Raw genomic sequence first — 15,752 nt, 5'->3', positions numbered from 1 at the left:
ACGTGCCGTCGTAGGTCCGTGTGTCTTTGCAAGCTCGGCAGATATGTATCGCTCTGGCCGTCGAATTGATCTGGATTAAGGTCCGTCCACGGACGTCGTGCTCCCATTCAATAGTTAACGAGAGGAGCACACCATGGCCGAGACCACGCACAAGACAGGCGACGTCCACGTTCGTCATGAACACGAATGTTGCGGAGCGAAAACGGTGGAAGCCGAGGAGGGACATGCGACGGTGAAGGCGGATCACGAGTGCTGCCAGGAGCAGGCGCCCGTCAAGGCCGCCCAGTCCTCATGCGGATGCGGCGGCTCGAGATCGACGGCAAAGATCGACCGGCGCGATTAGAAATCTTCGCCGTGTTGATTTAAGTCAATCGCCTTCTAGCGGCGAGCGACTACCCTGTTAGCATTCGGATGGATGCGACCGATGCTTTCGGAATGTCAAAGGAATGCGACCGGTGTTGCGATCAATCGCGGACTCATCCGCGTTCTGCTCGCTTCCATCGTGTTAATTCTTGTTGCGGGGTTCGGTTACGCGCCGGCCTCCGCCTGTTCCGATAAAGTGGTGCGCGATGAATTGCATCAGGAAATAAGCGTCGTAGACGTCGAACTCGGTCAAAGCGAAACGGCTTTGAGCGCTCCCGAGCGCGGCACATTCGTCATCGCACTCACGCCGAATTTCAAGGCAGCAGGATCTTCCGGTTGCTGCGGTGGCAATCAGCATCGCGGCGCCGGATGTTTTGGTATGAGCTGCGGCTCGCTTTCGGCGACGATAGCGGCCGCTTGGGCTCCAGCGGTAACAACGGCGCGACCGTCACGCCTCTTGCCGGCTTCATCGTCCGATCCGACGCTGAGCGCGCCAGGCGTGATCTTCCATCCGCCTCGATCCGCTGCCTGAGGGCGGCGAAGGCGAGCGTCGCTTTGCTCGCGAGCCCCTGAGCTGGGGCAGTTTCTCAGTCACATCTCAGCTTCCGTCGGCAGGAAAAAAGCCGGCCTTTGTTCAACGCTTCCATCGAAGGCGCTGAAGTTCCGCCTTCACCAGGGATCGAGGATGTCATGAATCGTCGTGAATTCATCAATGCCGCCTTGTATGGCGCCGCGGCCGCCGTGCTGCCTGTCGAAAACCGGCACGCTTTCGCCGCCGCTCCGGAAGGAAGCAAGTTGCTGCGCATCGTGCAGCGGACCATCGACGTCAAGGGACGGGCTGCCAAGGTGTTCGGTCTTGTCCAGCAGAACGGATCGACCGGACTGACGTTTGCTGCAGGCGACATTTTCAATGTGGCGCTGCGCAACGAAACGCCCGAAGGAACTATTATTCATTGGCACGGTCTTACGCCTCCTTGGGACCAGGATGGCGTTGCGGATGCGCCGACTCCCCTCCTGGCTTCAAAAGCCGATCGGCAATTTCAGTTCCCGGTTGGCCGCGCCGGCACCCACTGGATGCACGCCCACACGCTTCAGGAGCAGAACCTGCTGGCAGCTCCCCTAATAGTACGCGATGCCGACGCGCGCAGCCGCGATGAGCAAGAGGTCGTGATCCTGCTCCATGATTTCTCGTTCTCGACGCCCGAGGAATTGCTCGGCCGCCTCAAGGGCGGCGCCAGCCCAGGTGGGCCCGCCGCGATGAATCATTCCGGCATGGGACATGCAATGCCGGGGATGTCCGGCATGTCGATGCCCGGAATGACGATGTCAAAGGGCGCGACGCCGGTGAGCATGGACCTCAACGACATCGACTATGACGCGTATCTTGCCAACGACCGAACGCTGGAAGATCCCGAAGTCGTCAAGGTCGAAGCCGGTGGACGGGTCCGTCTGCGCATCATCAACGGCGCGACAGCGACCGCATTTACCATCGATATCGGCCGGATCGAAGGATCGCTGATTGCGGTCGACGGCCAGGACATCGCGCCGGTGAAGGGGCGCCGCTTCCCGATCGCGATGGGTCAGCGGCTCGATATCCGCCTCGAATTGCCGCGCAACGTTGAAGCCTTCCCCGTTCTCGCCCTGCGCGAAGGGGCGCGGGAGCAGACCGGCATCCTGCTCGCGCCGGCCAACGCCACGGTCAGAAAGATCGCCTCGAACGCAGAGGCTGCCGGGCCGGTCGTCGATTTGAAGCTCGAACAGAACCTGCGGGCGAGTGTTCCGCTTGCCGCGCGCGCTGCCAGCAAACGCTTCGACATGACGCTGAGCGGCGACATGCAGCGCTATGTCTGGGGCCTCGAGACGACACCGAAGCTCGTGGTGCGCAAGGGCGACCGTGTCGAGGTGACGATGACCAATGCCAGCATGATGGCGCATCCGATGCACCTGCATGGCCACCACTTCCAGGTTGTCGCCATTGACGGCAAGCGGTTTGCCGGCGCGGTGCGCGACACCGTTCACATCCCGCCGATGCGGTCCGTCACCATCGCCTTCGATGCCGGCAATCCCGGCCAGTGGGCGTTTCATTGCCACCACCTCTACCACATGGCGACCGGCATGATGGCGACGGTCAGCTACGAAACCTGACGTGCAAGTTCAAAAACCTGAAAGGAACAAAACCATGCGATCCCGGCTCAAAGTCATCCGTCTCAGCGCAACCGCTGTTGCGCTCGCCATAGTGCTGGCCGGCGCGTCCGCGACTATGCCCGCATATGCGCAAGCCGCGCTGTCCGAAACTGTGGTCAAGGCCTTGCAGGAGGCTTTGAGCAAGCAAGGTATTCCGGTCGCGGCGAATGGCGTCCTCAATGACGAGACGCGCGCCGCTGTACGAAAATATCAGTCGCAGCATCACCTTCCCGTCACCGGCGAGCCGGACCAGGCGACGCTCGGCAAGCTCGGCGTGTCGGTGAGCGCATTACCCGCGCAATCGCCGACGGTTGCGCAGGCGACGCCGCCGTCAGCCGGCCCGTCTGCGCAGCCGCAGATACCGCCTCAGATGCCGATGCAGCCGGGCCAGATGCCTGGCGGGATGATGAACTGCCCCATGATGCAAGGGCAGATGCAGACCATGATGCAGGGCATGACCCAGATGATGCAGGGCATGATGCAGATGATGCAGATGATGCAGGGGCAGATGACGCCCGGACAGACGATGCCTGGTCAGACCAGTCCCATGCCGCCCCGGTGAGTTTAAGCATCGGCTGGGGATGAGGCAGGCGACAGGACTTCAACGCCGTCTAATGGCTTGAACGCCGGCAAATGCAGACAGGAGAACAACAGATGTCATCGCATGATCACGCACATGACGAACCGCCGGCAAGAGGCTTTTGGTCCTCTCCGATGGGTTGGGTCTTCATCGCCTTTCTACTCATTTCTGGAGCGCTTATGTTCACAGAGCACCGTGCGCATGTGCTTGGGCTGTGGCTGTGGGTGCCTTTGATCGCATGCCCGCTGCTGCACATGTTTATGCACGGAGGGCATGGTGGCCACGCCGGCCATCGTAGACGCACTCAATCCAATTCGGAAGGGAAAGCCCAATGAGCGGAGAAACAGCTTCTTACGGGCTCTGGAGCTTGGTGCTGATCAACTCCGTTGTCTTCATCATGTTCGCGTACAGCTTCTTCAAACCGGACACCCCGCGGGACTGGCGATCCTTCGGCGCCTTTAGCGCATTCGTGATAGCGCTGTTCGTGGAGATGTATGGCTTTCCACTGAGCATCTTCTTTCTCTCCGGCTGGCTCCAATCGCGTTACCCAGGAATCGACTGGTTCTCGCACGACGCCGGCCATTTTCTTGAAATGGCATTCGGCTGGAAGACCAATCCGCATTTCGGTCCGTTTCACATCCTGAGCTTTATCTTGATCGGCGGCGGTTTCGCTCTGATCGCTTCGTCGTGGAGCGTGCTGTTTGCCGCGCAAAAAAAACGAACGCTTGCTACAACTGGCCCATACAGCTACGTGCGCCACCCGCAATATGTCGGGTTCATTTTGGTGATGGCCGGATTCCTGCTTCAGTGGCCGACGCTGCTGACGCTCGCGATGTTTCCGGTGTTGACGTTCATGTATGTGCGGCTCGCCTTTAGCGAAGAACATGACGTCGTCGCCGAGTTCGGCGATGTCTACAAAAGCTATGCGGCCGAAGTGCCTGGATTTGTGCCGAAGCTGAATCGCCTCTTCGGGAAATCGACAGCGCAGGTTCGCCAAGGTTGATGAAGCGACATGCAAGGCTCCATAGCGGCTTATTTGTTCAGGCGATTTGAATGAGAGAGAAAATCTTCTCGGCCAGCGCCTTAACGAAAAGTTACGCGTCTGGCGAAACTCAGGTTCTCGCCCTTAGAGGCGTTGATCTCGAGATTCTGGCCGGCGAGATGATCGTTCTTCTGGGGCCTTCGGGCAGTGGAAAATCGACACTGTTGAACATCATCGGCGGATTGGACCGCCCGACCAGCGGGCGTCTCTTCTTCAAGAAGCTTGAGTTGACCGAACTCGATGAGAACTCTCTGACCCTGTACCGCCGCGATCACGTCGGATTTGTCTTTCAGTTCTACAACTTGATTCCGAGCCTCACGGCCTACGAGAACGTCGCCTTGGTCACGGAAGTGTCCAAAGACCCGATGCGGCCCGAGGAAGCTCTCGCGCTGGTCGGCTTGGAGGCGCGGATGGATCATTTTCCCGCGCAGCTATCCGGTGGTGAGCAGCAGCGCGTTGCCATTGCACGCGCGATCGCCAAGCGGCCCGAAGTTCTCCTGTGTGACGAGCCGACGGGTGCGCTCGATTCGAAAACAGGCATTCGTGTCATTGAGGCACTGTTGAAAGTGAATTCAGAACTTGGAACCACCACGCTCATTATTTCTCACAACGCCAGCATCCAGGGCGTAGCCGACCGGGTGCTTCACTTTGCAGACGGTCGGATCTCTCGCATCAACATCAATGAAGCGCGCCTCCCGGCGGCCGAACTGCATTGGTAAGCCATGCGCGCGCTCGATATCAAACTGTTCAGGGACTTGCGTCGATTGTGGACGCAAGTCCTGGCGATATCGTTGGTCGTCGCCGGAGGCGTCGCAACCTTGCTGATGGCGGTTGGCTCCTATCGATCGCTCGAAGAAACCAGGGCTGCTTATTACGAGCGCTACTTTTTTGCGGACGTGTTCGCGACCGTGCGCCGCGCGCCAAAGTCGGTCTTGAGCCAAATCGCGCTCATCCCGGGTGTTGCCGCGGTCGAGGGTCGGATTGCCAAGCTCGCCTTGCTCGACATCCCGGGCTATTCGGCGCCCGCGACTGGTCAGTTCGTCTCGCTGCCCGAGTCCGGCACCGCATCGCTCAATCGGCTGTACATGCGGCTGGGCAACATGCCGGAGTCCGGGAGGACAGATCAGGTCCTCGTCAACGAAAGTTTTGCCAAGGCCCATCGCCTGTCTCCGGGTTCGCGCTTTTCGGCGGTCTTGAACGGCCGAAAACGTGAGTTGACGATTGTCGGCGTCGCACTGTCGCCTGAGTTTATTTACGCAGTAGGGCCTGGCGATCTGATGCCTGACGATAGCCGCTTCGGCATCATCTGGATGCCGGAAAAGGCGCTGTCCGGCGCCTACGATCTCGAGGGCGCATTCTCGTCAGTCGCCGTGAAACTCATGCGCAACGCTCAGGAGCGCGAGGTGATGCTGCGGATCGACGCTCTGCTCGAGCGTTATGGAGGGAGGGCCGCGTACGGGCGAAAGGATCAGACGTCGCATGCGTGGCTGGACCACGAGCTGGACATGCTGGGGAATATGAGCCGGACATTGCCGCCGATCTTTCTTCTGGTCTCGGCTTATCTCGTGAACCTGACACTCGGCCGGCTTGTTGCGCTCGAGCGAGAGCAGATCGGGCTGCTCAAGGCCGTTGGATACCGTAGCCGTCAGGTTATCGCGCACTATCTGAAATTCGTGACCGTGATCGTCGCAATTGGCGTTGTGATCGGAAGTGTGGCGGGCACCTTGCTTGGTGCGACGATCACGCAATTATTCGGCGATTTCTTTCATTTTCCATTCCTCGTTTTCGACAAGAGTGCTGACCTCTACGTATTGGCGGCGGCGCTCAGCTTGCTGACGGCGACGCTCGGCGCGGTTCGATCGCTCATCGAGGTGGCCAGGATGCCGCCGGCGGTGGCCATGCAGCCTCCAACACCTCGGCGCTTCCGAAAACTGCTTCCGGCCGGATGGGGACGCGGGGTCCTGCCGCAATCGACGAGGATCATGATTCGGAACGTCGCCAGCCATCCGATCAGGGCGGCTTTCACGATGTTGGGCATTTCCCTCTCAACAGCCATCCTGATTGTGTCGCTGTTTACGCGTGACACGATGGAGCAGCTTGTCGAGGTCATATACTTCCAAGCCGATCGGCAGGACGCGACGGTAAGTTTCGTCGAGAGAAGGCCCCTGGAGACCGTCATGCAGGTCGCGCGAATGCCGGGCGTTCTAGCGGCCGAGCCGCGCAGGGAGGTGCCCGCAAGAATACGGAATGGATCGATCGAGCGCCGGATCACGGTGAACGCCTATCCTGAATCGCCGGATCTGAGCCGAGTCATTGACGTGAACCTGCGGCCGGTCGCCTTGCCAGAAACCGGGATCGCGCTGTCGAGCATGCTCGCGAAAATCCTCGGCGTCGGCGTCGGTGAAAGTGTGGAAATTGACATACTCGAGGGAGAACGAAGAACCGTTGCTCTGCCGGTTACGGCCTTGGTCGAGGACTATTTCGGAATTAGAGGAATGACGTCGATTGCGTCGCTTGCACGGATTATGCGCGAAGCGCCGAGCATCAGCGCAGTCAATGTCAGCCTCGATCCAATCTGGCAGCAGCAGTTCTTTGATGCCATCAAGTTGACGCCGGCCATTGGTGCTCTTGCTCTGCAGCGCCGTTCGCTGGAAACGTTTCGCCAGGTTATCGCGCTGCTCATCACGACGATGGCCGGCATCTATACGGTGCTTGCCGCATGCATCGCCTGCGGCGTTGTCTACAACGGTGCCCGGGTATCACTTTCTGAACGCGCCAGAGAGTTGGCAAGCCTTCGCGTTCTGGGTTTTACCCAACAGGAGGTCTTCCGAATTTTGTTGCTGGAGCTCGCCGTTTTAACACTCGCAGCACAGCCGCTTGGTTGGGTTCTTGGATTTGGACTTGCCGCTATCATGCAAGCCAATCTGGCGGGGGAAATCATGCGTGTGCGCCTCGTCGTTGCAGACCAAACCTATCTCCTGGCAAGCGGCATCGTTCTAGCGGCCGCCATAGCATCGGCCGCGGTAATTCGTGCGCGCGTGAACCGGCTTGACCTGGTCGCGGTATTGAAAACGAGGGATTAGAATATGCCGAGCCAGTGGACCAAGAGACTTGCCTTTGCGGCAGCGGCTGCAGCGATCCTTGCCGGCGTCGCTTGGTTTGCCTGGCCAAAGCCAATCCCGGTCGATCTCGCCACGGTCGTTCGCGGCCCGATGGAGGTGACGGTGGACGAGGAGGGAAAAACCCGCATCGGCCACATCTATTCAGTCTCGGCACCGATTGCCGGACGCGTTCTAAGAATATCGCCGCCGCGGCACGTCGGCGACGAGGTCGCGGCGGACGAGGTCGTCGCGGTGATGCAGCCTTTAACGCCGAGCTTTCATGATGCGCGGACGCACCAGGAACTGGTAAGCGCCTTGGCGGCAGCCGATGCAGCCGTGGGCTCGGCGGAAGCCGAGGTGCGACGGATCGAGGCCTCCTTGAGATTCACTCGTACCGAGCTTGACCGCGCACAGGCGCTGGCGCGCACCCAGGCCATTTCCAGCAAGGCCCTCGACAAAGCAAAGTTTGATGCAGAGGCGAATGACGCCGCGCTCGCAAGCGCGAAGGCTCAACTCGAGGTCCGCCGCAATGAGCGGGCAACCGTCGCTGCGCGTGTGGAAGGCCCTGACGCGGTTGCGGGTGCCAATACATCATGCTGCATCCAACTTCGGGCGCCAGTCGCCGGCCGCATTCTCAGGATCATCCAGGACAGCGAGGGCGTGGTCGCAGCCGGCGCGCCGTTGCTGGAAATCGGAAATCATCTCGATCTCGAAGTCGTGGCGGACCTTCTATCGACCGATGCCGTTCGTATCAGACCGGGCGCGTCGGTGGTCATCGACGGTTGGGGCGGGGAGCCCCTGCGCGGCAGTGTTTTGCGCGTAGATCCCGCAGGGTTCGTAAAAGTCTCGGCGCTGGGAATTGAAGAGCAGCGGGTGCGTACCACCATAAATTTTACCGGTACGCCCGAAGCTCGACTTGGACTTGGACATGACTTTCGGGTTCTCGTGCATATTGTCGCATGGAGAAGCGAGGATGCGCTGATGGTTCCACTCTCCGCGCTCTATCGCACACGCGATGAATGGTCCGCGTTCGTTGTGAAAGACGGTCGCGCGCGGCCGACGATTGTCAAGATTGGACAGAGAAACGGACAGGTCGCGCAGGTTCTTTCGGGCCTTTCGCCGACAGATAGGGTCGTTCTTCATCCAAGCGATCGTGTCAGAGACGGCGTGCGTGTCGCCGAGCGCGAGCAGTGAACATTGCGGAGGCCATCATGAATCGCAGGCAAATGTTGCACTTGATAGGCGCAGTAGCAGTCGTCGCGTTGCCGGGCCACGTGCTCGCGCAAGGATCGTTGGAAATTGCGGTCACCAAGGATCCGAATTGCGGCTGCTGCAACGGCTGGGTAGCGTATCTCCGGCGCGCTGGCTTTCCCGTGAGCGTGATCAACGACGCAGATGCAGTGCAGGCCCTCAAGTCCAAACTTGGCGTTCCTGACGATCTTGCCGCCTGTCACACCGCAACCGTCGCGGGCTATGCCCTCGAGGGGCACGTGCCCATTCCCGCCATCAAGCGCCTTCTCGCGGAACGGCCGGTCGCGAGGGGGATTGCTGTAGCTGGAATGCCGTCCGGCTCGCCCGGCATGCCCGGCGAAGTTCATGAAGTTTATGAGGTGACTCTCTTTGGCGAGCACGGGCGGCTTTCCTGGGGCTGCTACAAGGGCGACAAGTTGGTTTGAGGCCAGATGCGAAATGTGCGGCTGCTTGAAGTGGAAAATGCCAGCATACGTCGCGTCTCAAGCGATGAAACGGCCGACCGATGACCCGCTCTAGAGACGCTCAATTCGACGCTGACGTACCCACGGTTCTGGCCTTCAACGCGGGTTCGTCGAGTGTGAAATGGGCGATTTTCTCTCATTCCAGTCCCGGCAGGCGCCTTCTGTATGGGGCAGCCGAGCAGATCGGCAATGGTGGCTTGATATCCGTGCGCGATTCAAGAGGCGTCGACCTGCATCGTCGGCAGGAGCGGATCGCCGACCACACAGAAGCGTTCCGCCTGATCGAGGAACTCATCAAAGAGAGCGCGTGGTCTGCCGGTCTCGCGGCGGTCGGTCATCGTATCGTTCATGGAGGCCGCTGCAGCGCGGGACCCGTTATCCTCACCGCGGACACCGAAGAAAAATTACATGAGTTCACGGCGCTCGCGCCGCTTCACCAGCCGCACAATTTAGCAGGCATAGCGGCAGCGCGGCGAATGCTTCCTCATCTGGCCCAGATCGGATGCTTCGATACCGACTTTCACCGGGATATGCCCCGGCTCGCACAGCTAACGACGCTGCCGCGCTCCTATTTTGCAAAAGGTATCCGTCGGTTCGGCTATCACGGCCTCTCATTTGAATACATCCTCGAGGAGTTACGGCGAGACGGTGTCGACGTTGCCAAGGAGCGGATCATCGTCGCTCATCTTGGCGGCGGCTCCTCGGTGTGCGCCATCAAGGAGGGTCGAAGCATCGAGACCACGATGGGATTCAGCACGCTTTCAGGTCTCCCGATGGGAACACGAAGCGGCGATCTGGATCCGGGCCTGGTCCTCCATCTCGCGGCGCAGAAGGACATGACGATCGAGGGTCTGACCCGGTTGCTCTACTCCGAGTCCGGTATGCGGGGCCTTTCGCAACTGTCGGGCAGCATGAAAGAGCTGCTGGACAAGCTTGATGAGCCCGCCGCCCGAGAAGCGGTAGATGTGTTTTGCTATCACGCTCGTCAACGCATTGCTGGCCTCACTGCCTCGCTGGCAGGAATCGATCGGCTGGTTTTCACCGGCGGCATCGGCGCCAATGCGCCAATGGTCCGAGCAAACATCTGCGCCGGACTCGAATATCTCGGCATTGCGCTCGATGAGCGGCGCAACAATGCGGGAAGCCGGCTGATTTCAAGTGCCGGCGCTTCGGTTGTCGTCCAGGCAATCGCGACCGACGAGGAAGCTATCATCGCGAAGCATGTGAGTGACTTTCTTCGCGCTTCCGCAGAATCCGACCAAAACATAGCTCCACCCGGAGTCGAAACATGACCGCGGATCACCATCACGCGCATCATGCGCATAAGCATGATGCAGGCGCGCCTCCGAGTGCGTCGTCAAAAGTCGGTGCTGAGGGCGCAACCGCGGTCGCCGCGGCGGGCTCTACGCATACGGCCCATGGAGGTCATGGTGGGCACGACCACGCGGCGATGGTTGCCGACTTCCGGCGTCGCTTCTGGGCGACGCTATTGCTTACGCCGCCGGTCTTGCTGCTTTCGCCGATGATACAGCATTGGCTCGGCATCTCCGGGGTGCTCTCGTTTCGTGGAAGCAGTTACGTACTCTTCGCGCTGTCGACGATTGCCTATGTCTACGGCGGATGGCCGTTCCTGACTGGCTTCACGTCCGAGCTTCGCAATCGGCAGCCCGGAATGATGACCTTGATCGCGCTGGCGATCTCGGCCGCTTATTTCTTCTCCGCGGCCGTCACGTTCGGTTTTCCCGGACAGGAATTCTACTGGGAACTGGTGACGCTGATCGCGATCATGCTGCTCGGTCACTGGATCGAGATGCGCTCCATCATGGGTGCCTCGCGCGCCCTGGAAGAACTCGTTCGACTGCTTCCGGACAAAGCCTTCAAGCTCGATGCCAGCGGCGTCGCGCAGGAGGTACCGATTTCCGCGTTGAGACCGGGCGATCATGTGCTGGTGCGGCCCGGTGCGAAGGTGCCCGTCGACGGCCGTATTATCGAAGGCTCATCAGGATTCAACGAGGCGATGTTGACGGGCGAGTCCCGTCCGGTGTCGAAAACGATCGGCGCCACGGCCATCGGCGGTGCCATCAACGGCGCCAACGCGGTCACGATCGAGGTCACCGCGGTTGGCGACGCGACCTATCTGGCCCAAGTCATCGATCTGGTGAAAAAGGCCCAGGCAACGAGGTCGCGAACGCAAGACATCGCCAATCGTGCAGCCGCCTGGTTGACCTACATCGCGCTTCTGGTGGGCTTCGGGACATTATTCATCTGGTGGGCCATCCTCGGCGCGCCTTTGCAATTTGCGCTCGAGAGAATGGTCACGGTGATGGTCGTCGCCTGCCCTCATGCGCTCGGGCTGGCAGTTCCCCTCGTTGTCGCTGTCAGCACCTCGCTCAGCGCGGGCAATGGTCTTTTGATCCGCGATCGAGCTGCGTTTGAGCGCGCGCGAAATCTCAACGCTGTCGTCTTTGATAAGACGGGTACCCTTACTGAGGGTCGGTTCGGCGTGAGCGACATCGTCTTGCTCGCAGAAGGCGATGAGAAAGAAGAGCTTGCGTTTGCTGCTGCCGCCGAAAGCCAGTCCGAGCACCCGATAGCGCATGGCATCGTCACCGAAGCCAATAATCAAGAAATCGACATCCCAAAGGCCACCGATGTCAGCAACATCACGGGGGAAGGGATCGTCGCGAAAGTTGGAACCGCAAAAATACAAATCGTCAGCCCCGGCCATCTCGCCCGTTCCGGCCGGCCGATCGGGCACAACAGCCTGAAAGAGCTTGAAGCGCAGGGCAAGACGGTTGTCGTGCTCGTGCGCGATGACCAGCCGCGCGCACTTTTTGCTCTCGCCGACATCGTCCGGCCGGAGTCGCGAGAGGCTATCGCTGAACTGAAGCGATTGGGCATCGCCTCCGTTATGCTGACGGGGGATGCGCGCGGCGTCGCCGAGACGGTATCGAAGGAGCTCGGCATCAGCGAGTTCTTCGCCGAAGTGTTGCCGGATCAGAAGTCTCAGAAGATTGAGGAGCTGCAGAAGCGGGGACTGGCTGTCGCCATGGTGGGCGACGGCGTCAACGATGCACCCGCCCTCGTGCAGGCCGATCTCGGCGTCGCCATCGGCGCCGGCACCGATGTCGCGGTCGAATCCGCAGATGTTGTGCTTGTGAGAAGCGATCCGCGCGACGTCGCCGCAATCCTTGGCCTGTCGCGCGCGACCTATCGCAAGATGGTACAAAATCTGCTCTGGGCAACGGGCTACAACACAGTCGCCATTCCGATGGCCGCCGGCATCACGTTCGGTACTGGCTTTCTCATGACTCCGGCCGTTGCCGCGGTCTTCATGTCCGCTAGCACCGTCATTGTCGCGATCAACGCGCAACTGCTGCGTTTTTATCGGGGGCGCCTGTGAGCGCGGCGAACAAGACCCGGCTGGTTTTGCCGCTGTCCGGCAACGAGCGCTTTGCGGCCACACTCGCCAAGGCAGGCGGATGGCAACTGGGGCAGATCGAAACCCGGCGCTTTCCGGACGGAGAAAGCTATGTTCGCATCGGAATCGACGTGAAAGGTAGGTCGGTAGACCTGGTCTGCACGCTTGCGCGTCCGGATGAGAACTTTCTCCCGCTTGTGTTTGCAGCGGATGCGGCGCGTTCCCTCGGTGCGAAAGATGTAACGCTGGTTGCGCCTTATCTCAGCTATATGCGCCAGGATCGGCGCTTCCAGCCCGGCGAAGCGGTAACGTCGACGACATTCGCGAGATTGATCTCGTCGACATTCGACCGGATGGTCACGGTCGATCCGCATCTGCACCGGTACCCTTCGCTTTCCGCCCTCTACACCATCCCCGCCGATACGCTCCATGCGGCGCCACTGCTGTCCGACTGGATTGCAGCGAACGTGAAGCGGCCATTGGTCATTGGCCCGGACATTGAGAGCGAACAATGGGTATCGGCGATCGCGTCGCGAATCTCCGCTCCCTATGCAGTGTTACGGAAACTGCGGCATGGAGACCGCAGCGTCGATATCGAAGTGACTGACCTTTCAAGATGGCGCGGGCACCAACCGGTGCTCGTCGACGATATCGCCTCGTCCGGTCGCACGATGATCGAGGCCGCGCGAAAGCTGCCGCTCCAGGGATTTGCAATGCCTGTGTGCGCGGTCGTTCACGGCATCTTTGCCGAGGACTCCTTCAGTCGCCTCCAGACGGTCAGCCAAAACATCGTTTCGACGGATTCAGTAGTTCACCCAAGCAACGCTGTCTCGCTGGCACCGTTGGTAGCCGCAGCGCTCAGCAAGTCCGATGCAAGCCAAACAAACTTGACGCGACATCGGCGCCCACCCGAACCGCTCACCGCCTATGCCGGCGTTCCTGATAGTGGGCTACTTAAATGAGTGAAACGAAATCGCAGGCGTTTGAACGCTGGGTAGCAGGTTACGGCCCGATTCAACATACGTCAGGGACAATACGGCGGATCGTGGATCTGGCCGCAAGTCTCGCCCAATCCGGCGGGCCAGACGAAGCGACATTTTACGGCGTGCTTGCGGCTGCCGATCGCCTCGCATGCGCGGGCATGTGGACCGTTGTCCATATGACCTACGCTCGCCGTATCGACCTTTCCGGAGCGCCGTTGCCGGCAGACGCCTTCAAGGAAACGCCGGAAGGCCACACCGGCGGATCGCTCAACATGGTACCGGCTTTCGTCGGCTATCTCGCCGCCAACACGATCACCGGGACCACCCGATCCTGGCTGATGGGGCAGGGCCATTGCGTAGCTGCCATCGAAGCGATCAATGCGCTGACCGGAGATGTCTCGCCGGCTCAAAAGGGTCGCTACGATCGAAGCGCCGAAGGCCTGTCGCGGCTGGTTGCTGATTTTTACTCTTATGCGATCGACGCGAGCGGTCGGCCGTCGATCCCGCTTGGAAGCCATGCCGGGCCGAATACGGCCGGCGCCATCTCGGAGGGTGGCTATCTTGGCTTTGCCGAAGTTCAGTACGTGCATATGCCGCTCCCTGGCGAAAGCCTCGTTGCGTTCTTGAGTGACGGCGCATTCGAAGAGCAGCGCGGGTCGGATTGGACGCCGCGCTGGTGGCGGGCCGAGGATTCCGGCTTTGTCGTTCCTGTAATGATCCTCAATGGAAGGCGTATCGAGGAACGCGCGCAGATTGCCCAGCAAGGCGGTGCGGAGTGGCTTGCGGGGCATCTTGCACTCAACGGATTTGATCCGTTCGCGATCGACGGCCGGGACCCCGCGGCTTTCTTGTGGGGGATCCTGACCGCCGAGCAGCGCCTCAAGGCATTCGTTGACGGAGCAGATCGCAAATATCCGGCACGGATTCCCTATATCATTGCCGAAACCGTCAAAGGCTTTGGCTTTGCGGGCGCTGGCACCAATGCTGCACACAACCTTCCAATTGCCGGCAATTCATCGCGCGACGCCGCAGCGCGAAGTGTCTTCAACGAAGCGGCCGCAGCGCTGCATGTGCCGGAGAACGAACTGACCGCAGCGCTGGCTGCGCTCACACGTCACTCTCAGCAGAAGAGAGTGCTGGAGAGCAAGCACGCGCTGGCGACCCGCAATCCCCCGGCGCCCAGCCTTCCGGAGCCTGCATGGACCAATGCCGGCGACGTGGCCGATTGCGCGATGCACGCCCTTGACCGCTGGTTCGTGAAAGTCGTGGACGCCAATCCCAATCTCAGGCCGCGCCTCGGCAATCCGGACGAATTGCGGTCCAATCACATGGGAGCCGCGCTCGACCGCCTGCGGCATCGCGTGAACGCGCCGGAGGCTGGGGTGGCCGAAGCGGTCGACGGCGCTGTGATCACCGCGTTGAATGAGGAAGCCGTTGCGGGCGCGGCGCTCGCCAACAAAGGCGGAATCAATCTCATCGTCAGCTACGAAGCCTTCGCCATGAAAATGCTGGGAGGCCTTCGCCAAGAGATCATATTCGCCCGGCGTCAACGGGAAATCGGCCAAGCGCCGCAATGGCTTTCCGTACCGCTCGTCGTCACCTCGCATACCTGGGAAAATTCCAAGAACGAGCAATCCCATCAGGACCCGACCATAGGTGAGGCCTTGCTCGGCGAGATGTCGGAGACCGCCCGGGTTCTGTTTCCGATCGACTCCAACAGCGCAATGGCGGCGCTGCGCTCGGCCTATCAAGGACGCGGTCAGGTCGCTTGCTTGATTGTGTCCAAGCGAGACATGCCGCACCGCCTTGATCACAATGCGGCTACACAATTTGTCTCCGCAGGCGCCGTCCACGTATTCGGCAAGCCCGATAATGCCGAGCTGCAACTGGTCGCGATAGGTGCCTATCAAGCCGAAGAAGCCATAAAAGCTGCCGAGCGCATCGAGGCAAGCGGCTACAACGTCGTTGTGACCGCCATATGCGAGCCGGGCCGCTTCCGCGCGCCGCGGGACGCCATCGAAAGCGCCTTCACCGCAAGCGATGCAGACCTCTCGGCCCTGTTCCCGCCAAACGTGCCGCGCGTCATCGTCACTCACACCCGGCCCGAACCGATGCTCGGCTTGTTGCGAAGACTCGACGGCGGGCCGCTCAGAACGGTCTCCCGCGGCTATATCAGCCGAGGCGGAACGCTGGATGTCGCCGGCATGCTCTTTGCGAACCGGTGTTCGTGGGCCCACCTGGTCGATGCTGCGGCAGGGCTCGTGGGCTGGCCGCGCGGAGAGTTGCTGCGAGATTTCGAGATCAAGGCGATCGATGGCTCGGGAAATCCGGCCGACCTGCACAAGTCCTCCAAGCAAGGCTAA

The 15,752-nt window shown here is 60.6% G+C and carries 14 protein-coding genes; all 14 read left to right on the top strand.

Features of this window, described 5'->3' with window-relative positions; translation table 11 throughout:
* Nucleotides 1–133 precede the first annotated feature (133 nt).
* Entirely contained in the window at nucleotides 134–343 is a 210-nt protein-coding gene (locus RCF49_RS12730; RefSeq protein ID WP_342640257.1) for a hypothetical protein, read from the top strand.
* A gap of 81 nt (nucleotides 344–424) precedes the next feature.
* On the top strand, nucleotides 425–895 hold the full coding sequence (locus RCF49_RS12725; protein ID WP_342640256.1) for a hypothetical protein: 471 nt from the start codon (nucleotides 425–427) through the stop codon (nucleotides 893–895).
* A gap of 158 nt (nucleotides 896–1,053) precedes the next feature.
* Nucleotides 1,054–2,508: a multicopper oxidase family protein gene (locus RCF49_RS12720; RefSeq protein ID WP_342640255.1), complete on the top strand. Its 1,455-nt coding sequence runs from the start codon at nucleotides 1,054–1,056 to the stop codon at nucleotides 2,506–2,508.
* Nucleotides 2,509–2,542: 34 nt separating this feature from the next.
* A complete protein-coding gene (locus RCF49_RS12715) occupies nucleotides 2,543–3,109 on the top strand; it encodes a peptidoglycan-binding domain-containing protein (RefSeq protein ID WP_342640254.1) in 567 nt (188 codons plus the stop codon).
* Between the two features lie 71 nt (nucleotides 3,110–3,180).
* Nucleotides 3,181–3,462: a DUF2933 domain-containing protein gene (locus tag RCF49_RS12710; protein WP_342640253.1), complete on the top strand. Its 282-nt coding sequence runs from the start codon at nucleotides 3,181–3,183 to the stop codon at nucleotides 3,460–3,462.
* On the top strand, nucleotides 3,459–4,130 hold the full coding sequence (locus RCF49_RS12705; protein WP_342640252.1) for a methyltransferase family protein: 672 nt from the start codon (nucleotides 3,459–3,461) through the stop codon (nucleotides 4,128–4,130). Before RCF49_RS12710 ends, RCF49_RS12705 begins: the two co-directional genes overlap by 4 nt.
* Nucleotides 4,131–4,180: 50 nt before the next feature.
* A complete protein-coding gene (locus RCF49_RS12700; RefSeq protein ID WP_342640251.1) occupies nucleotides 4,181–4,888 on the top strand; it encodes an ABC transporter ATP-binding protein in 708 nt (235 codons plus the stop codon).
* Between the two features lie 3 nt (nucleotides 4,889–4,891).
* Nucleotides 4,892–7,252 (top strand): ABC transporter permease, encoded by a 2,361-nt coding sequence (locus tag RCF49_RS12695; RefSeq protein WP_342640250.1) that lies wholly within the window; start codon nucleotides 4,892–4,894, stop codon nucleotides 7,250–7,252.
* Between the two features lie 3 nt (nucleotides 7,253–7,255).
* The gene (locus RCF49_RS12690) at nucleotides 7,256–8,464 is read left to right on the top strand and encodes an efflux RND transporter periplasmic adaptor subunit (protein ID WP_342640249.1); all 1,209 of its coding nucleotides are present in this window, start codon (nucleotides 7,256–7,258) and stop codon (nucleotides 8,462–8,464) included.
* Nucleotides 8,461–8,946 carry a DUF411 domain-containing protein gene (locus RCF49_RS12685; protein ID WP_342640248.1) on the top strand — a complete coding sequence of 162 codons (486 nt, stop codon included), beginning with the start codon at nucleotides 8,461–8,463 and terminating at the stop codon, nucleotides 8,944–8,946. The genes RCF49_RS12690 and RCF49_RS12685 overlap by 4 nt, the downstream gene beginning before the upstream one ends.
* An 80-nt stretch (nucleotides 8,947–9,026) precedes the next feature.
* Nucleotides 9,027–10,277 (top strand): acetate/propionate family kinase, encoded by a 1,251-nt coding sequence (locus RCF49_RS12680; RefSeq protein WP_342640247.1) that lies wholly within the window; start codon nucleotides 9,027–9,029, stop codon nucleotides 10,275–10,277.
* Nucleotides 10,274–12,388 (top strand): heavy metal translocating P-type ATPase, encoded by a 2,115-nt coding sequence (locus RCF49_RS12675; protein ID WP_342640246.1) that lies wholly within the window; start codon nucleotides 10,274–10,276, stop codon nucleotides 12,386–12,388. Before RCF49_RS12680 ends, RCF49_RS12675 begins: the two co-directional genes overlap by 4 nt.
* Complete coding sequence (locus tag RCF49_RS12670; protein ID WP_342640245.1) at nucleotides 12,385–13,368, top strand: ribose-phosphate pyrophosphokinase; 984 nt, start codon at nucleotides 12,385–12,387, stop codon at nucleotides 13,366–13,368. Before RCF49_RS12675 ends, RCF49_RS12670 begins: the two co-directional genes overlap by 4 nt.
* Nucleotides 13,365–15,752 carry a xylulose 5-phosphate 3-epimerase gene (locus RCF49_RS12665; RefSeq protein WP_342640244.1) on the top strand — a complete coding sequence of 796 codons (2,388 nt, stop codon included), beginning with the start codon at nucleotides 13,365–13,367 and terminating at the stop codon, nucleotides 15,750–15,752. Before RCF49_RS12670 ends, RCF49_RS12665 begins: the two co-directional genes overlap by 4 nt.

It is taken from the genome of Rhodoligotrophos sp. CJ14, from assembly GCF_038811545.1.
Lineage (GTDB): Bacteria > Pseudomonadota > Alphaproteobacteria > Rhizobiales > Im1 > Rhodoligotrophos > Rhodoligotrophos ferricapiens.
This window is presented reverse-complemented; position numbering and strand designations above follow the sequence as displayed.